The sequence below is a fragment of the uncultured Helicobacter sp. genome, from assembly GCF_949282165.1.
GTDB lineage: Bacteria > Campylobacterota > Campylobacteria > Campylobacterales > Helicobacteraceae > Helicobacter_F.
In genome coordinates this window covers 1-18725 of sequence record NZ_CASDOV010000021.1, presented here as the reverse complement: position 1 = coordinate 18725, position 18725 = coordinate 1, and the positions used below count along the sequence as shown (strand labels likewise).

Genomic DNA, 18725 nt, shown 5'->3' with positions numbered 1-18725 from the left:
AGAAGGGGGGATTCTATCATTTTATGCAAGTTTGTTTCACAAACTTGTTATCGGCAATGTTGGCAAAGCCCTCATTGCCTCCGCTTACGCGAGCATACACTGCATTTTTTAGCAAGCTTATAGAATCTCTTAGTGCCGCCATCTCATCAACGCGTTTTGGGCTGGCGCATTTTTTATAAACCCGCCTCACAGCCTCACGACTTTCGCACCAAAGCCCCCGAGATTCATCGGAGCGTCCTCAAAGGCGCGCACTTTTGGGTGGGATTTCAAAAACTCCGCCACCGCCGCGCTTAGCCTCCCCGTGCCAATCCCGTGATACACAAGCACCTCATCAAAGCCCGCTATGAGCGCATTTGAGAGGAAGTTACCAAGCTCCTCTAGGGCTTCCTCCACGCGCTTGCCGTGCAAATCGAGGCTGACATTCACGGGCACACTAGGCTTTGGCGTAGCCTCTATTTTGCGCGCTTGCGGTGGTTTGTGCGTGGGCTTTAGCTGATGTAGCGGGAGCTTTAGGCGCACGCCGTTATCAAGCTCAAGCACGCACATTTTGCCCATAATCTCCACAACCACCCCGCGACTTTGCCCATATTTGGCATAATCGCCCTTTTTGAGCTCGTGTGGCTTGCTTGGGCGCGTATCGCTCTTACCACTTTGTGCGTGTGTGTGGGCTTTTAGCATCGCGTTTGCCGCATTTATCCCGCGATGAATGTTTTTGTTGTCGTTTTCTTTCATATGTTTTTTGAGCTCATTGAGCGCGTTGTGGTAGGTGCGCTCTAGCTCTGCCTTTGTGCGCGCATACTCACTCTTGGCACGCGCGATAGCCTCATTAAGCGCGTTTGTCTTGCGCTCATAGGCTTGTTCTTTTTGCTCCAAAGTGCGCAATTTTTGCTTGAGCTCTAGCTCTAGGGTGCTTGATCGCTCAATAAGCTCGTTTAAATGCAGCTTTTCCTCGCCATAGACTTCCTTTGCACGGCTTACCAAACTTGCGGGGATTCCATAATTTTGCGCAGTTTCAAACGCATAGCTTTTGCCGATACTGCCTTGCAAAAACTCATAGCGCGGACGCCTTTTGCCCTCATCATAGAGCGCGGCGATGAGCCCGACATCTTCGCGATTTGCCATTAGCGCGGCGAGATTTTTGTGGTGGGTGGTGAGGATAATCCGGCAGTGCTTGCGACTTAGGTGCTCTAGCAGGACTTTATAGAGGCTTGCCGCCTCATCAGAATCCGTCCCTAGCTCGATCTCATCAATCCCTAGCAAAAAATTATCCTCGCCCAGAATCTGCGCAAACTCCACCATACGCCCCGCAAAAGTCGAGATATCGTTTTTGCTATTTTGCGGATCGGAGATGATGGCAAAGAGGTTTTTAAAAAGCGGGATTTTGGAATGCGCGGCGTTGATTTTAAACGGGAGGAGGTATTTGCTAAGCAAGCTCGCGCATAGGATAGATTTGAGCAGGATTGTCTTGCCTCCGGCATTGACGCCGGTAATGAGCGTGATTTTTTTATCAAGCTTAATGCTTAGTGGCTTTGGGTTTTTTAGCACGGGGTGGCAGAAGTCTTTTAGCACGATAGAGCCCTTGCTCACCTCATACACAAACTGCAGATTATGCGCTCTAGCAAAGCTATGGCGCGCATAGATATGATCGAAGGTGTCAAATTCTTTGTTTAAAAATCGCAAAAACAAAAGCTGCTTTTGCAAGCTCGCGCTCAACTCCTTGCAAAGCTCATAGAGCAGGGATTGGAGCTTGTCATTGAGCGCGCTTTGCTTAGTCTTTAGCTCGGCGATACTTTGGGGCAGGACATAAAAAAACCCATTGGCACTGCGACTGATGATAATGCCCTTAAGCGCGTTGTTAAAGCCGGCTTTGAGCAGGAGGCACTCGGTTTGGTTGATGTAGTGAATCTGCTGATCTACCAGATAGGCTCGCGCACTACTAAGCAGCGCGCTAAAGGCTTGCGCGATATGCTGCTGCGTGTGAGCGATGGCTTGCTTTATGCCATCGATATCGGGGTAGATTCCACTCTTTAGCTCGCCATTGTCCTCAAAAATCTCGCAGAGCTGGGACATAGTGGGCGGGATATGGATAGAATCTAGCCACGCATACAAATGCGGCGTGTGCTCCCTAACCACGCGCTTAAGGTAGGCAAAATAGCGCATAAGCTTCACAAACTCAAAGATTTCTTCAAAGCCTAAGGTGCCAAATTTTTGGAGATGCGTGAGGGCGGTTTGCAAGTCTTTGAGCTTTGGTGGGGGGCTTAGGTGGGTGGATTCTAACTCTTGTAAAAAATGCACAAACACCTGCCTATCGCCGCTAAAGACAAAGTCCTTTTCCCGTGCCAAAAAGCCCTCAAACGCGTGGATAAAGTCCTCTAAATCAAGGGCATTGATGAGTGTGGTGGGGCGCATAGGATTATTTGCTACAAGATTCTAAGAGGATAGTTACGCCCTGATAGGGGGAGTTTGCCCTGCCTTGGAGGGATTTGATACCGCTTGTGATTTCAAAATCCTCTTTGCGCGCACTAATGGTTTCTCGCCCCATTTGGCAGCGCAGCTCCTCGCCGCGACTAAAGGCACTTTGGAGCTCATAGAGAGTGTGAGCGGCTCTATCCTGCAAGGTGGTGTAGATACCACCCAAAATCACCACGAGGATGAGGCTTAGCGCGATAGCCACGCGCTTTTTTTTGTCGATGTTCTGTGAATCTTTGGCGAGGGCCACGATGAGGGCGATCACAAGCGTGATGAAAACGATAAACAAAAGATATGCCATTGCTACTCCTTTAACGCCTCGTGCGCTCATCGCGCTCTGCCTCTTGCTCCTTATACAGCAGCGCACAGCCCTTGGCAAGCTCGCGGATTTGTAGGATATAGTTTTGTCTCTGTGCCACCGAAATCGCCTTGCGCGCGTCAAGGACATTAAAAAAATGGCTAGCAAGCATCGTGTAATCATACGCTGGGAGCGGGAGCTGCGCCTCTAGGCAGGCTCTCGCCTCATCTTTTGCTTGTTCAAAAAACATAAAGAGCTTCTTCACATCGGCAACCTCAAAATGGTATTTGCTAAACTCATATTCGCCCTCTTTATGCACATCGCGATAATACACGCTTCTTCCTTGTGAATCCTCGCCCCACAAAATATCAAACACATTTTCCACGCCCTGTATATACATCGCTAGCCGCTCCACGCCATAGGTGATCTCCACTGCCACAGGCTCGCAAGGCAGCCCGCCCACCTGCTGAAAGTAGGTAAATTGCGTAACCTCCATACCATCAAGCCACACTTCCCATCCAAGCCCCCAAGCCCCTAGCGTTGGGGATTCCCAATTATCCTCCACAAAGCGCACATCGTGCTTGTGTAGCTCAAGCCCCAAAGCCTCTAGGCTGCGCAAATACAGCTCTTGGATATTGCTCGGATTTGGCTTGATGAGGATTTGAAACTGATAATAGCTCCCTAGGCGATTTGGATTTTCTCCATAACGCCCATCTGTGGGACGCCTAGAGGGCGCGACATACGCCACGCTCCACGGCTTAGAATCTAAGCTACGCAATAGCGTAAAAGGGTGGAATGTCCCCGCCCCTGCGGGTATATCATAGGGTTGGACGATGAGGCAACCCTGCTTTTTCCAAAACTCCTGCAACGCAAGCAAAATATCCGAAAAACTACGCATTCTCTCCTCCTTTGTTGTGTAAAAATACCATTTTCCCAAGCCCAAAACCGCTATATTGCGCCACCACGCTACATTTGACTTTAAAAAGCAAAAAGAGATTAGCTCTCTTAAGAGATTCTAAACATTCATAATTCCCCATACCCTTTGCCACGATAATATTAGCATTATCAAAGAGTGCTCGCACATCGGCGGGCGCGTCTGTGTAGATAAATCCCGGGCTTGCTAGATGAGAGCTGCGCACATCACAAAGCGTGTGAATCTCCGCACACAGCGGGTGGGCTAAATCCTCCATCGTGAGATCGTTGATGATGGGCTTGCCACGCACGAGATACACGATACTAAGATTAGGATAATGCGCTCTGAGGTGTCTAAGCAGCACGACATCAAAGAGATTTTCCCCCGCGTTATCAGCGATATAAAGCAGGCTTTTGGCATTTTCTAGCCCCCCCTCAAACGCCTCTATATCAAAGCGCGCAAATGAGAGCTGCGCAAAGTCAAAGTCGGATTCAAAGCTAAAGCGACTTTGTGAGCCATAATCGATCACATTGCCTAGTGCTGCGACTTTGATACAATCTGAGAGGGTGCTCGTGGGGATTGTGGCGTTAGTGAGGATACGCGCGGCGGATTCTATGCTATGGGTTTTGATATGTTTATACGGATCGGGCTCATTGAGGGCTTTGGCGAGATTTTCATAAATGGCGATGGCGGCTTTTGGCGGAGGCAGGGCAGAATCTGTGTCTATAGAATCTGCATCCATACAATCCCCCCCTATCGTGGGCAGAGAGTTGATAATACGCTTGGTTTGGGAGAGGATCTCGGCTTGGCTCGGGGCGGCGTATGATGACGGGGATTGCAAAGTGTGCAAAAAATTCTCAATCTGTCTATAAAGGCACTCAAGGCAGGTGTGAGTGAGATTCATATCCTACTTGCTGCCCTCTGCCATATTAGAGACTTTGCCCCACATTAGGCGGTATTTGCGTTTCATAAACTCCACTTCCTCGCGCGCGCTCTGAAGCTCGGCGCGCAGCACCTCCATCGTCTTTTTGTCGTCGTCATACACTTCCTGCATCGAGACAAGCGCGTCTTTAAGGAAGGCATTTTCGTTTTTAAACGCGCTGATAGTCTCGTCCTTGCTCGCGATAACCTTATCGTGCAGGCTCAAAATCGTGGCGATGGTTTTCTCCACAAACACGGGGCTTAGCTCCTTGCCGTGTATGTCGGCATTTACGAGATTGTTTTCTACGCGTTTGATGAGCGCAGAAGTCCCGCTGCTCGCGTCGATAAGCACCCTATCATTCTCTTTTTTGCTCACGATCGCACCAGATTCTATGAGCTCTAGCACGCGCTCTCTCTCAAGCCCAGAGAGCTTGATAAACTCATCAAGGCTTATCCAAGTCGCTGAAGCTTTGGCAGGGAGATTGGCAGAATCTAGCGTTGTGGTGGTGTTATTTGGCATCAATCAATCCTCACTTCAATCTCTGAAGAATCCAACTCCACTTTTTTGGCTTTCATCATTCTGTCTTGCACGAGTTTGCCCGCTAGCTCATCGTTTTTGAGACTTAGAATCTGTATGGCGAGATACGCCGCATTGATCGCCCCGGCTTTGCCGATGGTTACCGTCGCTACGGGCATCGAGCTAGGCATCTGCACCGTGGAGAGGAGTGAATCTAGTCCATCTAGTGCGCCCCCGCCTAGCGGCACGCCAATCACGGGCTTGCAAGTCTGTGCTGCCACCGCCCCTGCCAAATGCGCCGCCATACCCGCTGCCGCGATAAACACCTGCGCACCGCGGCTTTGGGCGTCTTTTATGTATTCTTTGGTGCGCTCTGGAGAGCGATGGGCTGATGAGACGATCATCTCATAGGGCACATCGAATTTTTTAAACACCTCGGCACACTCACTCATCACGCTAAAATCACTCTTGCTCCCCATAATAATGCTGACAAAATCCACGCAAAACCCCTTAAAATATCCTTAAAAATTTACAGAATCTAAAAAGCCCGGAAGTCTAGCACAAAAAACTTTAAGCAATGCTTGCTAGATTCTAAGCAAATGCGATTCCCCATACAACTTTAAGCCATAACTTAAGAAAAACGCGATAGAATGCCGCCCGTTTTTCACAAAACAATCCCACACATACCAATCCTTAATAAAGGTTGCGAGCTTGCCAAATATCGCAAGGCGCGTAAATGCGGCGAGGAACGCTAATGGGTATGGAGGCAAAACCACAATGTCACTAAGGAGAACCTAATGGTAACGATGAAAGACTTACTTGAGTGCGGTGTGCATTTCGGACATCAGACAAGGCGATGGAATCCAAAAATGAAGCGATTTATTTTTGGTGTGCGCAAAAATATCCACATTATCGACTTACAAAAGACTTTACGCTACTTCAAATACACTTATAATATCATCAAAGACGCGGCGGCAGAGGGCAAAACGATAATGTTTGTGGGGACAAAAAAGCAAGCGAGCGAGACGATCAAGCAATACGCTGAAAGTATCAATATCCCTTATGTGAATTATCGTTGGCTTGGCGGTATGCTCACAAACTTTAGCACGATTAAAAAATCCGTGCGAAAGCTTGAGATCATCGAGCAAATGGAAGAGAGCGGGCAAATTGATCTTTTGACAAAGAAAGAAAAGCTAATGCTACAACGCAAAAAAGACAAACTCACCAAATACCTCGGCGGTGTGCGCTATATGAAAAAAGCCCCCGATATGATTTTTGTCATTGATGTGGTTAAGGAAAAAATCGCAGTGGCAGAGGCACGCAGACTTGGGATCCCCGTAGTCGCGCCGCTTGATACCAACTGCGATCCAGACAATGTGGATTATCCAATCCCGGGTAACGACGATGCGATCCGCTCGATCCAGCTTTTCTGCAAAGAAGTAACCGAAGCGATTTTGGAAGGACGCAATGAAAACAAGGATTTAGAGACACAAGAGCTAGAGGCACAGGCTCCTGCCACAGAGGCAGAGACACAAGAGGTGCTTGAGGAAATACGACAAGAGCAAGGAGAGTAACGATGGAGATTGCAGCGCAATTAGTAAAACAACTCCGAGAGATGACTGATGCGGGGATGATGGATTGTAAAAAAGCTCTAGTGGAAGTGGGTGGCGATATCCAAAAAGCAGTGGAATACCTCCGCGAAAAGGGGCTAAGCAAAGCCGCTAAAAAGGCTGATAGAGTCGCGAGTGAAGGCGTAGTGAGCGTGGAAGTAGCAGGCGATTTTTCTAAGGCTTCATTGCTAGAGATCAACTCCGAGACAGATTTTGTGGCAAAAAATGATAATTTTAAAGATCTCGTAGCAAAGAGCTCTAAGCTTGTGTTTGAGCACGAGATTAGCGATGTGAGCACGCTTAATAGTATTGAGGTAGATGGCAGTAAGTTTGAGGAATACCTCCAGCAAAATATCGCAAAAATCGGAGAAAATATCGTCATCAGACGCCTTGAGAGTATCAAAGTCGAGGGCAATGCCATCGTCAATGGCTATGTGCATTCTAATGGACGCGTGGGCGTGCTCATCGCGATGGGCTTTAATAATGCAAGCTCCAAAGCCCCAGCTGCAGAGCTCGCTAGGAGCTTTTGTATGCACGCAGCCGCGATGAAACCGCAGGTGCTAAGCTACCACGAGCTAGATTCAGAATTTATCCAAAAAGAAAAGGTGGCACTCATCGCAGAGCTTAGCAAGGAAAACGAGGAGTTTAAGCGACTTGGCAAGCCACTGCATAAGATTCCAGAGTATGTCAGCCGCAGCGAGCTCACAGAGGCAGTGCTAGAATCTACTAGACAAAAACTCCAAGAGGATCTCAAAGCACAGGGCAAGCCCGAGCAGATTTGGGATAAAATCATTCCGGGACAAATGGAGCGATTTATCTCTGATAATACATTGATTGATCAACGCCTTACACTTTTGGGGCAGTTTTTTGTGATGGATGACAAAAAGACGATTGCCCAAGTGCTTGAAGCCAAATCCAAAGAGCTTGGCGATGAGCTCAAAATCATCAAATATGTGCGCTTTGAGCTTGGTGAGGGCATTGAGAAAAAAGTGGAGGATTTCGCCGCTGAAGTCGCCGCACAAATGCAATAAACCCCAAACTTTGGGGCTTTGCGCGAGAGAATCCGCAAAGCCTCTTTCACATTCCCTGTTTTTTGGCTTGTTTATGTTAGCCCGCTCCCCCAAATTAGATTCCTTTCACTCATTGGCTATTCTTTAGTCGCACGAGGCAACTCATCCTACGATACGCCCCCTCCTCTTGGCAGTTTGTTATCCAAAACCCAGCCAAATCTTTTGATAGAGAATCTTTAAGTCCTATGTAATACACACTTTCGTGCTTTTGGAGTAAAGCCTGCAGCAATGCACGACTTTGGGCAGGGTTAGATTCTATAAAATATTTTCCTATGTCATTAAACAAATACACGAGTGTGCCATATTGCCAACTCCAATTGGGCAGGGTTACGACAACAGGGGAGCGATACTGCTGCGCAAAAGCAATTGCTCCATGGGCACAAGCATATTATGGTTTAGCGTGTATTGAGCTCCTAAACCACCAAGCATTATCGCCGCCAAAGCCAAACCCACTACACTCTTGCGCCACATATATAGCATGGCCACAGCCAAGCAATACAAAAGCCCAAATGCGGGCACGATATAGCGAAGTGTCTTATATGGTGCGAGATACATCACAAGCAACACCCACACACATGCCACACAACCAAGCACCACGAGCATACGCCACCGCACATCAATGTGTGTTTTGCGCCATATAAATGCGCACAAAAGCCCCAACCCAAGTGCGCACAGCACATAGAGATTGTAATGGGTTTGTAGCATATCCCACAATGCGAGCAGGGATTGCTTGAGGTTTTCAAATAGCATGGCAAAATCAACCTTTGCCTTGGCTTCCTTAGCTCTCCCGCTATCTCGCAATCCCACAAAATAGCTTTTGTATAGTATCCTGCTCCATACAAAGGCACTCCCCACTACAATTCCCAATGACACCATTGTCCAGAGATTGCGCCATTTACCCACTGCCAATGCCACGACACCAAGTGCTACAAAAAATAAACTAAAATATCCAGAGAGTAGCAGCAACCCCGTGCAAAATCCATAATACACCACAAACCAAAAGCGCACTTTCACACTTTGATAAAATAGCACGCTATTGAGCACAAAGAGCCATATGAGACATTCCTGCAGTGCATATTCTCGCAGAAAAATCGTATTGGACACTCCAGCAGAGTTTAAAAACACCAAGCTAAGCAATAATGGCACGAGATAGCTTGCTCCAAGGAGCCTATAGCCCAAAGCCCCAACAATACAAAAGCTCAATACAAAAAACACAAGATTTAGTCCCAAGCCCCTTTGCTTAATCCACTCAAAATCCCCGGTTTTGACGCCCGCATTCCACAAACGCAGCAGCACATAATACAGGTTAGGATGATCTAAGTCCCCGTTATTATTTATCCACAGCTTGCGTATATCCTGCCACACATCGCTTAGTGTGGGGTTATCCCAATACACCATCTCTTTTAGCTCTTTGCCAAAAAACTCCCCATTTGGAAGTGCCTTACCCCACACATAGCCACTAGCATTGCTAATACTCACAGAGAGAGTTTCATCGACATGAAAGGCGTTTTTGTGGTAGATAGAAAATAAGCGCAGCCCAAAAGCTATGATAAACACAAAAAGACAGAGGAGAGGGAGGATTTTTGTGTGCTTAGTGAGAAAGATTCTTAGAAAATTGTATGGGGGGGGGTAAAAATAGCATAAAAATTCCTTTTTTTAATGTTTGATTCTTACTGCTCTTAGAATCTAGCTTCGCGCAAGTCTATCTCTTAATTTCTTAGAGTTTAATAGCGCAAACTTGTGTATCACTTGCGGAGTGAATTGCCTGTGTTTGTGCGCTGCGTGTGCATACCCTGCCTTTTATAGAATCTAGAGATTGCTTAGATTCTATAATTCTTTAGATTTTCTATTTTGTTTTTGTAAATCTTTGCTAGTTTCTTTGGCAGCAAATTGTGTGTTTGTTTTAGATTCTGTAAGGTTAAATCTAGTTTATTGAATCTAGATTCTCTAACGCGTTTTGGCGGCTTTAGATTCTATAAACCTAGGACTCCAAAAGGCTTGCTACTCTCTGTATAAATCCCTCGAGCTCTGAATCCACAATGGCGTTTTGGAAAAGGATTGGGCGGATTTTGGGCGGGATTTTAGCAAGGCGGTATTGCTCCTTGTAGCGTTTGGGCATTGTGATTGCGCCTAGGGTTTTTGCCACAAATACAAAATCTGCATTTGAATCTACCACATATCTCTGCGCAATGTGGCAGCAAAAGCTAGATTTTGCGAGCTCCTCACGCTGCCTGGTGCTCATCACATACCCAAGCCGCTTTAGCGCGTAATCCACCCCATAGCAATCACGCCACGCCTGCTTTGTGCGCCTCATCACAAAGACATCAGGGAGTATCCTCTGAATGCGCGGCAGCACGCCCTTACTCTCTTGCTCTAAGATTCTAAAGCTCTGTCTCACGCCCTTAGCGAAGCTAGGCATCAGCGTGCGCACCACATTATGGCGAAAAAAGTTGCGCGTAAAGTGCGCATTGGCGTTGCTGCTGTCTTCAAAAAATCTGTGTTTGTGCGCGTGCAAATACGCATAAATCTCCTCGCGCGTGCGCTCAATTAGAGGACGAATGATACGAAAGCCCCCCCATTGGGCTATCCCGCGCAATCCGCCTAAGCCCAAAATCCCGCTTCCTTTGCAAAGCTGCATCAAAAGCCACTCTAGCCTATCATCGAGCTGATGCGCCATCATGACATTATGGTAGCCGTGCTCTTTGCACACCTGTGCAAAAAACTCATAGCGCACATTGCGCGCAGTGTGCTCGAAGTTTGTCGTGATTTTGGGCGCAGTGTGGAGAAAAAGCCGCTTGTCATAACGCGCGCTTAACTCCCTAGCATACGCGATCTCACGCTCTCGCTCTGGGCGCAATCCATAATCCACCATCGCCATATCAAACTCAATGCCTGATTCAAGGAGCAAAAAGAACAATGCACTAGAATCCACCCCGCCCGAAAATGCGAGTAGATTCTGTCTAGAGCGCATTTCCTCCACATACAAAAGCTGCATTATCGGAGGCTAGGTGCACTTAATGAGAGGACTTTGCTAATGAGTGAATCTTGAAACTGCTCAAGGTAGCTATCGACTTTGCTTTTCTTTAGCCACACTGCCTCGCTCACATTTGCCCTCTCTTTGAGAATCTCCGTGGCATCGTGCAGGCTACCTACCCTATCGATGAGCCCTAGTTCTAATGCTGCCTTTGCACTAAAGATTTTGCCCTGTGCAAACGCTTCTGAATCTTGCGTGAGCCTCTGCCCCCTTGCCTGTTTGACATCATCGACAAACATTGTGTATTGCTCATCTAAGAGATTGTCCAAAAACTCTCGTTCCTGCTCGCTCCACTGACGAGACATCGTGCCCACTTCCTTGTATGTGCCCTTTTTGAGCACTTGCTCCTGTATGCCTAGGGTTTCTAAGAGTTGGGAGATATTGTAACCGCTAAAAATCACGCCAATGGAGCCAATGAGCGCGCCGCGATTTGCGACAATCTCGCTGGCATACATACCCGCATAGTAGCTCCCACTCGCCATAGAGCCCTGCACATACGCCACCACTGGCAAATCCTCGCCAAGTTTTTTAAGCATATCCGCCACCTCTATGCTCGCACTCACGCTCCCACCCGGTGAATCTATCACGAGCAGCACGCCCTTAATGCTCGGGTTTTTTTTGATATTTTGAATCTGAGATTCTATAGAATTTGCCGAAAAAATAGGCGTATTGAGGTAGAGCTTGGCGAGATTTGGCTCCTCTATCTCCGTATCCTGCATACTTCCAAGCACAAAGAGCACGATGAGTATCAGCACGAGTGCCTTAAAGTTGGTATTGACAAAGCCAATGCACTTCCCTAAAAATCGTAAAACTTTCATCATTTATGCCCCTTCACTTCCCTCATATGCGGGTTTAGCATATTTTGGGGTTTGAAAATCTCATCAAGCTCCTCTTTGCTCAAAAGCTTGTGCTCTAGGGTGAGCTCATACACGCTTTTGCCCGTTTGTAGGGCTTCTTTGGCGATTTTGGCAGAATTTTCATAGCCGATGTAGGGGTTTAGCGCGGTTACGATACCGATACTATGAAACACAAAATCCCTGCACACTTCTTCATTTGCAGTGATGCCATCGACGCATTTTTGGGCTAGAGTGATGCACGCGCGCTTCATCCGCACGATGGAGTTAAACAAACTATACGCGATGACTGGCTCAAAGACATTGAGCTGGAGCTGCCCTGCCTCGGAAGCGAGGGTAATAGTGATATCATTGCCAATCACGCTAAAGCACACTTGATTGACGACTTCAGGGATCACGGGATTGACTTTGCCCGGCATTATCGAGCTACCGGGCTGCATTTTGGGGAGATTTATCTCATTGAGCCCCGCGCGCGGTCCCGAGCTTAGCAGTCGCAAGTCGTTGCAGATTTTAGAAATCTTTGTCGCCACGCGCTTTAGCACACCGCTCACTTGCACATACGCACCGGTATCTTGGGTGGCTTCTATGAGATCGCTCGCGGTAACAAAGGGGCGATTGGTAACCTCTTGGAGTTTTTTCTCGACAATCTTTGGGTAATCTGGGTGGGAGTTAATCCCCGTGCCGATAGCCGTCCCCCCGAGATTGATCTCACGCACGAGATCTTGGGCTTCTTTGACACGCTGCATATCCTCGCCAAGCATCACAGCAAAAGTCTGAAACTCCTGCCCTAGCGTCATAGGAACTGCGTCTTGGAGCTGCGTGCGACCCATTTTGAGGATATGGGCGAACTCCTTGGCTTTGGATTCAAAGGAAGTTTTGAGAATCTGCATAGATTCTATGAGATCAAACAAACGCTCATAGAGGGCTAGGCGCAATGCGGTGGGATACGCGTCGTTTGTGGATTGAGAGAGATTGACATGATCGTTTGGGTGGCAGTGCTCATACTCGCCCTTTTTGTACCCCATATACTCAAGCGCGACATTTGCCACCACCTCATTGACATTCATATTGGTGCTTGTGCCCGCCCCGCCTTGTATCATATCCACGACGAACTGATCGAGATACTCACCAGCGATGATTCTATCGCACGCATACACAATGGCGTTTTTGATTTTTTCATCGAGGAGATTGAGCTCGAAATTTGCCAAAGCAGCAGCCTTTTTGACTTGTGCTAGAGCCTTGATAAACACGGGAAAGTTGCTCAAACGCTCCTTTGTGATATTAAAATTCTCCATCGCCCTAAAAGTCTGAATCCCATAATACACATCATCGGAAATCTCTAACTCGCCGATAAAATCGTGCTCTTTTCGTGTTTTCATAGCCACACTCCTGTAAGTTTTGTATCACTTTGGAGTATAACACATTTGAGGGAAAAACGAGGTAAAAGAAAGGGGGAGGGGAGCTTAGGGACTATCTGTCCTTAAGCTTTAGCTCTGTGATGAGCTTGACATAGCGCTCATATTGTGTGCGCTTAAGATAACCTAGGAGAGATTTTCTCTGTCCCACGAGTTTTAGCAATCCCAAGCGGCTTGAGTGGTCCTTGGGATTTGCTTTGAGGTGTGCAGTCAAATCTGCAATCCTCTGGCTCAAAAGTGCCACTTGCACTTCTGAAGAACCTGTGTCCTTACTATCGCGAGCAAATTTTGCGATAATCTCTTTCTTTTTCGCCATATCTAAAGCCATAATGACCTCCTAAATGGTAATGTAATAAAGGCGCGTATTCTACAACAAAAGCCCACAAGAATCAAGGAATCTCTTAGGCTTTTTTAGTGCAAATCTCTCCATATCTTTTTCTTCCATAAGAATGCCAACACGCTTAAGATTCCAAAGAATATGATGATATACACCCCAAGACTCTCGCGCTCGTGCTTTTTAGAATCCCCAATAGATTCCAAATACGCGATAACGCGTTCTTGAGATTGCTCTGTGAGTCCCACGCGCGGCATAGAGAGACCATTAGGCATTACGCCAAGCTCTTTTGCGAGATTGCTATAATCATCGGCTTCCTGCCATTCGCTCTTAGTCGTGTTCTCTGGCAATGAGCCTTGCTTAGCGATGATGGCTTGTTTGATCGCGTCATAAGAGACTTTTTGTGGATCGTTGATAAAGCCTTGTAAATAATGCTCGCCCTTGCTCCTAATCATCATAGAGAGATCGGGTGCCTCTGCGCCAAGATAGCCTTGGATATTCTTTTTCTTAGCCTCATTAGCCTCTAGCTTTTCTTTTGTCTTTGGCTCATCGTATTTGATGCTATGGCATCGACTACACGCATCGGTAAAAACTGCCTTATTAGTGAGCTGCTCCTCTAGCTTAGCGAGTGCCATCTCTTTTTGTGAATCTGTCAATGTGCTTTTTTCAAGTGCCTCTTTTTTGGTAGCGTATTCATCAGAATGCAGCACATTATGCTTAAGGCTTGTAGCACCGATGGATTTTAAAAACGCCACCATATCCGCGACATCCTGCTTATCCCCATCGTATGGAGTCATAGGGAAAGGATTCTCATCGCTAAATTTATGCCCGAGCTTAGTAGCCTTTAGGGGATCGACAATCAAAGTCGCGAGGAAATTCTCATCATACAATGCTCCAGCAGTCGAGAGATCAGGCGTTGTAACCTCTCCCTTGCCACCGGGGAATGCGATCACACCATTATCCACTCCTATGGCTTTGATATTGTGGCAAGCCGTGCAGTTGGATTCTACAAGATCTTTACCCCTTTGCACATCTGCCTTAGAGAGATCCACACGCTCTAAATCTCTAAAGGCAAAATCACTAGGTGCTGCCTTTGGGTGAAACACAGAGTGCGCCAAGGGCTCCACGCCCCAATAAAGAATACCTACGATTACTACAACAATCGCTAAAATTTTAAGTTCTCTCATAGCACGCACTCCTTATTTTTTTCTTTCCATCATTGTTACCACAGGCAGTGCGACAAACACCCATACCAAAAAGCCCAATGCCGCTACAAGCCCGATTTGGTTGTTAATACCCTCTGGTGGCAATTTACCAAAAATCGTGAGCACCACCAAGTCTATGATAAGCACCCAAAACCATACCATAAATAGCGGTCGCTTATGCGCAGGAGCTACCACAGGACTTCTATCAAGCCAAGGTAAGAACAAAAATGCCACTTGTGCGATACCAAATGCGATAAGCCCCACATCTGCGCTAAAGAAAAAGCCTCTAAGCACTTCATAACTCCACAAGAAATACCACTCTGGATAAATGTGCGCTGGGGTTTTCATATTGTTTGCAGGCTCGAAGTTGATTGGATCCATTGCAAAATTGAAGTGATAGCACACGAGGTAGAAAAAGAGCATCATAAACACGCTCACGACAAAAATATCTTTGCTCAAGAAATCAGGCCAAAAACTGATAACCTTTGCTTCTTTTTTCCTGCCCTCTTCATATTTTCTCGCCTCTGCTTCAAAGTCTATCTCCTCGCCGTCTTCGTTATTGACATGAGGCACTCTAAGTGTGTAGAAGTGCAAGGCAATAAGTGTCAAAATCACAATAGGTAGCAAACATACGTGCAGCATAAAGAATCTCGTCAGCGTAGAATCTGCAATCACAAAGTTCCCTCGCACCCACTCAACCAAATCAGGTCCAATGCCCGGAATAGCGCTTGGCAAATTCGTAATCACCGCAGCCGCCCAAAAGCTCATCTGCCCCCAAGGAAGCATATAGCCGCTAAACGCCTCCGCAGAAAAAACCACAAAAAGCAGCATACCACCAATCCAAATCATCTCTCGCCCGCGCTTGTAAGAGCCATAATACACAGCCACAAACATATGGATATAGATAATCAAAAACACCATACTCGCTGCCACTGCGTGTATATGCCGCCATAGCCAACCAAACGCAACTTCGCGCATAATCGTATCATTGACGCTATCAAATGCCAACTTGGTATCAGGCTTGTAATACATAAGCAAGAAAAACCCGCTCACAACAAGCAGCGTAAAAAGTGTCAATAAAATCACACCCATTGCCCACAAAAAGTTAATATTTTTTGGAACCCAATACTTTGTCGCCAAAACCTCTATGAGTTTTTTGATAGCAATGCGTTGATCAAGCCAATCCACGATCCCATTTGCTTTCTTTACTTCCATATCTGCTCCTTCCCTTATGCCTTTTTAAGTGCTTGATATTCCGCACCCTCTTCGCCTAGCACCATTTTCATCCCATCAATCTTAAACGGAGGTATCTCCATAGGGCGCGGTGGCGGAGTGCCGGGCTGATTGACACCAGAAGCGTCAAAACGCCCGCCGTGGCACGCGCATAAAAAGCCTTGAGTTTTCTCATCAAATCCCGGAATGCATCCCAAATGCGTGCAAATCTGAATCCCAACCGTATAAAGAGCACCATTAATCTCAAAATCCCTGCCCTCTACCTTTGGGCTGCCGCTCTGCTTTTTGAGGATATATACCGGCTTACCTCTCCACTCCACTGTGCTTAGCTGCCCTTCCTGCAGTCCGCTCAAATCCACCGTGGTAAAGCCAGCAGATACCACGCTTGGCAATGGATCCCAAGATCGTTTCATCGCATACAATGAGGCTGCCGCGCCCACTGCTGCTACGCCTCCTAATGCCATACCAAGAAAGTCTCGTCTTTTGACATTTTCAGACATCATATCTCCTTCCATAGCGAGTTGTCGTTTATACCTAGAGTAAGTAAAAAACTTTTTATGTTAGGTAAAAGTAACTTAAATTTTTATTATTTTTGCCAAAATCTGCTATGCTTTCCTTTCTCCCAAATCAGAATTTCCCATAAGGATTGAGTATGTGCCAGATTCTCACACAGATTACGACTATACAGGATAAGCTACGACAGGAAGTGCATCAAAGAGGCTTTGAAAAAGTCGTGGTGGGTTTAAGCGGGGGGATAGATTCTATCGTGGTGGCAAAACTCTGTGTCAATGTCTTTGGGCACAATCTCCACGCGTTGCTGCTCCCATCTTCTAGCTCTAGCCACACACATCTAGAGGACGCCATAAGCTTTGCCAAAGCCCACAATATCGCCTACACAATCACCTCCATTGCGGCATTTGAGCAATTATTTAGAGAGCAAAACGCCCTTTATTCTCCCACAGATTCAGCCCCACTAGATTCAGCGCAAAGGACGCGTATTGGGAATTTTTGCGCGCGTATGCGTATGATACATCTCTATGATTTTGCCGCGACACACCAAGCCCTTGTGATAGGCACGAGCAACAAAAGCGAGATTATGCTTGGCTATGGCACGCTATATGGGGACTTGGCGTGCGCGATTAATCCCATAGGTGAGCTCTATAAAACCGAGGTTTTCACACTCGCCAAAGCCCTTGAAGTCCCCCAAGCCATCATTGATAAAAAGCCAAGCGCGGATTTGTTTGAAAACCAAAGCGATGAGGGCGATCTAGGCTATACCTACGCGCAAATCGATCCATTTTTGCAAGCCTTGCAATCTAGCCTTAGTGCCAAAAATCTCTGTCTCACAAACCTCAGCCTTGCTGATACAGCCATCATTAGCCTACTTAGAGATTCTCTGCTCCCACAGGGCTTTGCGCCCGCGCTCATAGATTCTTTGCTGCACAGAATCTTTATGAATACTTTTAAGGCAAAAATGCCTACAATTCTCGCGCCCAAATAACTCCCAAAGGAGCATTATGCGCTTTATAGATTCTTACTTTTATAGTCCCTCTTTTGCCCAAAAACTCCTTAGCTTCGCACTTTTGCCAATCTCGCTTATATACGCCCTCAGTGCGACCTTGTGCCGCAAATGCGCGCGCTATCACGATTTTGGGCTGCCCATCGTGAGCGTGGGCAACCTCATCGTGGGCGGCAGTGGCAAGACACCTTTTATCATTGAGATAGCGAGATCCTATCCGCACAGCGCGATTATCTCACGCGGCTACAAACGCCAGAGCAAGGGACTTGTGGTGGTGAGCCACAATGGCGAGATTCTCTGCACACAGCCCCAAGCCGGCGATGAAGCCTATCTGCTTGCCAAAAGCCTGCCAAACTCCAGCGTCATCGTCTCCAAAAACCGCAAGCAAGCGATACAAAAAGCCAAAGAACTCGGCGCACAATGCGTGTTTTTAGATGATGGATTTAGATTCCATTTTAAAAAGCTCAATATTTTGCTGCGCCCAAAGCTTGAGCCCTATTTTCCGTTTTTGCTCCCAAGCGGAATGTATCGTGAGATGCCCTATCTCTACAAATGTGCGGATTTGCTCGTGTGCGAGGGGGAGGACTACACGCGTGAAGTCTTTGTAGAGAATCCAACGCCCAGAATGCTCCTACTTACCGCCATCGCAAACCCCGCACGCCTTGATGAGTTTTTGCCCTCCGTGGTGGGTAAAATCACACTTCAAGATCATAGCACCTTTGATGAGGCGAGTTTGCGAGAATCTATGCGTCGATACGATGCCACAAGCCTTTTGGTAACTTCCAAAGATGAGGTGAAGCTCGAGCATATGGGCTTAAACCTTAGCGTGCTGCGCCTGCACCTGCGTATCAAGCCAAATATACTTGAGCGCATAGATTCTTATATCACATCGCAATCCTAGGCTGACTTAGAATCTAAAACCCTAAACACAGCCACAGCGGCGGCTAAATCTGGCATTTGCAGAATCCACAACAATCAATAACATTGCAGAATCTAAAGAATCTAAACAGGTAGATTTTGGAAGTGTATGGGTGCGCAGCGGAGCGAGTGGAGATTCACCCTCCATAAAGCGATACACAGGTTTTGTCACGCAAAATTTTGTAAATTACTAGAATCTTAAAAAAATCTAAAAGCAAAATCACAGCTTTAGGGGCAAGGTTTTTGACGGAATTTCAACAGATGGTATTGTGAGGTTGGTTAGATTGTAGCAGTTGTTAGGATTATTGAAGTGGCCGGGAGATAGGAATCCATTGCATAATTCATAAAATACCCTGTACAACGCTATTTAATCATTTTTCATTATTTGCAGTTCCCTTAAAAGTTCCACCAATAT

At 46.9% G+C, this 18725-nt stretch carries 20 protein-coding genes; 4 read left to right on the top strand and 16 right to left on the bottom strand.

Translation table 11 applies throughout. From position 1 onward, the window contains the following. Positions 1–16: 16 nt before the first annotated feature. From ACH2BK_RS08945 to purE, 7 genes are read right to left on the bottom strand one after another with little or no spacing between them, the layout of a single operon-like run. A complete protein-coding gene (locus tag ACH2BK_RS08945) occupies positions 17–190 on the bottom strand; it encodes a hypothetical protein (RefSeq protein WP_395003466.1) in 174 nt (57 codons plus the stop codon). Next, positions 187–2409: an endonuclease MutS2 gene (locus ACH2BK_RS08940; RefSeq protein ID WP_395003464.1), complete on the bottom strand. Its 2223-nt coding sequence runs from the start codon at positions 2407–2409 to the stop codon at positions 187–189. Before ACH2BK_RS08940 ends, ACH2BK_RS08945 begins: the two co-directional genes overlap by 4 nt. Before the next feature lie 4 nt (positions 2410–2413). Next, positions 2414–2770, bottom strand: coding sequence for a hypothetical protein (locus ACH2BK_RS08935; protein WP_395003462.1), 357 nt, complete (start codon positions 2768–2770; stop codon positions 2414–2416). 10 nt (positions 2771–2780) lie between these two features. Beyond that, positions 2781–3665, bottom strand: a complete 885-nt coding sequence (gene glyQ / locus ACH2BK_RS08930; protein WP_395003460.1) for a glycine--tRNA ligase subunit alpha — start codon at positions 3663–3665, stop codon at positions 2781–2783. Beyond that, complete coding sequence (locus ACH2BK_RS08925) at positions 3658–4584, bottom strand: damage-control phosphatase ARMT1 family protein (RefSeq protein WP_395003458.1); 927 nt, start codon at positions 4582–4584, stop codon at positions 3658–3660. Before ACH2BK_RS08925 ends, glyQ begins: the two co-directional genes overlap by 8 nt. Before the next feature lie 3 nt (positions 4585–4587). Further along, positions 4588–5121, bottom strand: a complete 534-nt coding sequence (locus ACH2BK_RS08920; RefSeq protein ID WP_394998029.1) for a DUF3972 domain-containing protein — start codon at positions 5119–5121, stop codon at positions 4588–4590. After that, positions 5121–5618 carry a 5-(carboxyamino)imidazole ribonucleotide mutase gene (gene purE / locus ACH2BK_RS08915; RefSeq protein WP_394909136.1) on the bottom strand — a complete coding sequence of 166 codons (498 nt, stop codon included), beginning with the start codon at positions 5616–5618 and terminating at the stop codon, positions 5121–5123. The genes ACH2BK_RS08920 and purE overlap by 1 nt, the downstream gene beginning before the upstream one ends. Positions 5619–5915: 297 nt before the next feature. Between purE and rpsB the strand changes: the two genes are divergently transcribed. Further along, on the top strand, positions 5916–6692 hold the full coding sequence (gene rpsB / locus ACH2BK_RS08910) for a 30S ribosomal protein S2 (RefSeq protein WP_395003456.1): 777 nt from the start codon (positions 5916–5918) through the stop codon (positions 6690–6692). Positions 6693–6694: 2 nt separating this feature from the next. Further along, positions 6695–7759: a translation elongation factor Ts gene (gene tsf / locus ACH2BK_RS08905; protein WP_394998024.1), complete on the top strand. Its 1065-nt coding sequence runs from the start codon at positions 6695–6697 to the stop codon at positions 7757–7759. A 109-nt stretch (positions 7760–7868) separates the two neighbouring features. Here the strand turns inward: tsf and ACH2BK_RS08900 are convergent, their stop codons facing one another. From ACH2BK_RS08900 to ACH2BK_RS08860, 9 genes are all read right to left on the bottom strand, one after another. Continuing rightward, a complete protein-coding gene (locus ACH2BK_RS08900) occupies positions 7869–8090 on the bottom strand; it encodes a hypothetical protein (RefSeq protein ID WP_395003454.1) in 222 nt (73 codons plus the stop codon). Positions 8091–8125: 35 nt separating this feature from the next. Next, on the bottom strand, positions 8126–9355 hold the full coding sequence (locus tag ACH2BK_RS08895; protein WP_395003452.1) for a hypothetical protein: 1230 nt from the start codon (positions 9353–9355) through the stop codon (positions 8126–8128). Between the two features lie 424 nt (positions 9356–9779). Further along, entirely contained in the window at positions 9780–10793 is a 1014-nt protein-coding gene (gene tilS / locus ACH2BK_RS08890; RefSeq protein WP_394998020.1) for a tRNA lysidine(34) synthetase TilS, read from the bottom strand. Further along, positions 10793–11653: a signal peptide peptidase SppA gene (gene sppA / locus ACH2BK_RS08885; protein WP_394998018.1), complete on the bottom strand. Its 861-nt coding sequence runs from the start codon at positions 11651–11653 to the stop codon at positions 10793–10795. Before sppA ends, tilS begins: the two co-directional genes overlap by 1 nt. Then, positions 11650–13065, bottom strand: coding sequence for an aspartate ammonia-lyase (aspA, locus tag ACH2BK_RS08880; RefSeq protein ID WP_394998016.1), 1416 nt, complete (start codon positions 13063–13065; stop codon positions 11650–11652). The genes sppA and aspA overlap by 4 nt, the downstream gene beginning before the upstream one ends. A gap of 91 nt (positions 13066–13156) precedes the next feature. Further along, on the bottom strand, positions 13157–13429 hold the full coding sequence (rpsO, locus tag ACH2BK_RS08875; RefSeq protein ID WP_394955176.1) for a 30S ribosomal protein S15: 273 nt from the start codon (positions 13427–13429) through the stop codon (positions 13157–13159). Positions 13430–13512: 83 nt separating this feature from the next. Then, positions 13513–14622 (bottom strand): c-type cytochrome, encoded by a 1110-nt coding sequence (locus ACH2BK_RS08870; protein ID WP_394998014.1) that lies wholly within the window; start codon positions 14620–14622, stop codon positions 13513–13515. A 12-nt stretch (positions 14623–14634) separates the two neighbouring features. Then, positions 14635–15855: a cytochrome bc complex cytochrome b subunit gene (locus ACH2BK_RS08865; protein ID WP_394998013.1), complete on the bottom strand. Its 1221-nt coding sequence runs from the start codon at positions 15853–15855 to the stop codon at positions 14635–14637. A gap of 14 nt (positions 15856–15869) precedes the next feature. Then, on the bottom strand, positions 15870–16373 hold the full coding sequence (locus ACH2BK_RS08860) for a Rieske 2Fe-2S domain-containing protein (RefSeq protein ID WP_394998037.1): 504 nt from the start codon (positions 16371–16373) through the stop codon (positions 15870–15872). Between the two features lie 152 nt (positions 16374–16525). On the opposite strand from ACH2BK_RS08860, the gene ACH2BK_RS08855 reads away from it, so the two are divergent. Both ACH2BK_RS08855 and ACH2BK_RS08850 read left to right on the top strand, forming a co-directional pair. Beyond that, on the top strand, positions 16526–17374 hold the full coding sequence (locus tag ACH2BK_RS08855; protein ID WP_394998011.1) for an NAD+ synthase: 849 nt from the start codon (positions 16526–16528) through the stop codon (positions 17372–17374). A gap of 16 nt (positions 17375–17390) precedes the next feature. Then, a complete protein-coding gene (locus ACH2BK_RS08850; protein WP_395003449.1) occupies positions 17391–18293 on the top strand; it encodes a tetraacyldisaccharide 4'-kinase in 903 nt (300 codons plus the stop codon). The last annotated feature ends 432 nt before the right edge of the window (positions 18294–18725 follow it).

Bases quoted from the DNA above. Each gene is read 5' to 3' on its own strand.
- ACH2BK_RS08860 (WP_394998037.1), bottom strand. From the start codon at position 16,373: ATGTCTGAAAATGTCAAAAGACGAGACTTTCTTGGTATGGCATTAGGA.
- tsf (WP_394998024.1), top strand. From the start codon at position 6,695: ATGGAGATTGCAGCGCAATTAGTAAAACAACTCCGAGAGATGACTGAT.
- sppA (WP_394998018.1), bottom strand. From the start codon at position 11,653: ATGATGAAAGTTTTACGATTTTTAGGGAAGTGCATTGGCTTTGTCAAT.
- ACH2BK_RS08865 (WP_394998013.1), bottom strand. From the start codon at position 15,855: ATGGAAGTAAAGAAAGCAAATGGGATCGTGGATTGGCTTGATCAACGC.
- glyQ (WP_395003460.1), bottom strand. From the start codon at position 3,665: ATGCGTAGTTTTTCGGATATTTTGCTTGCGTTGCAGGAGTTTTGGAAA.
- tilS (WP_394998020.1), bottom strand. From the start codon at position 10,793: ATGCAGCTTTTGTATGTGGAGGAAATGCGCTCTAGACAGAATCTACTC.
- ACH2BK_RS08940 (WP_395003464.1), bottom strand. From the start codon at position 2,409: ATGCGCCCCACCACACTCATCAATGCCCTTGATTTAGAGGACTTTATC.
- aspA (WP_394998016.1), bottom strand. From the start codon at position 13,065: ATGAAAACACGAAAAGAGCACGATTTTATCGGCGAGTTAGAGATTTCC.
- ACH2BK_RS08920 (WP_394998029.1), bottom strand. From the start codon at position 5,121: ATGCCAAATAACACCACCACAACGCTAGATTCTGCCAATCTCCCTGCC.
- ACH2BK_RS08870 (WP_394998014.1), bottom strand. From the start codon at position 14,622: ATGAGAGAACTTAAAATTTTAGCGATTGTTGTAGTAATCGTAGGTATT.
- rpsO (WP_394955176.1), bottom strand. From the start codon at position 13,429: ATGGCTTTAGATATGGCGAAAAAGAAAGAGATTATCGCAAAATTTGCT.
- ACH2BK_RS08850 (WP_395003449.1), top strand. From the start codon at position 17,391: ATGCGCTTTATAGATTCTTACTTTTATAGTCCCTCTTTTGCCCAAAAA.
- ACH2BK_RS08935 (WP_395003462.1), bottom strand. From the start codon at position 2,770: ATGGCATATCTTTTGTTTATCGTTTTCATCACGCTTGTGATCGCCCTC.
- ACH2BK_RS08855 (WP_394998011.1), top strand. From the start codon at position 16,526: ATGTGCCAGATTCTCACACAGATTACGACTATACAGGATAAGCTACGA.
- rpsB (WP_395003456.1), top strand. From the start codon at position 5,916: ATGGTAACGATGAAAGACTTACTTGAGTGCGGTGTGCATTTCGGACAT.
- ACH2BK_RS08925 (WP_395003458.1), bottom strand. From the start codon at position 4,584: ATGAATCTCACTCACACCTGCCTTGAGTGCCTTTATAGACAGATTGAG.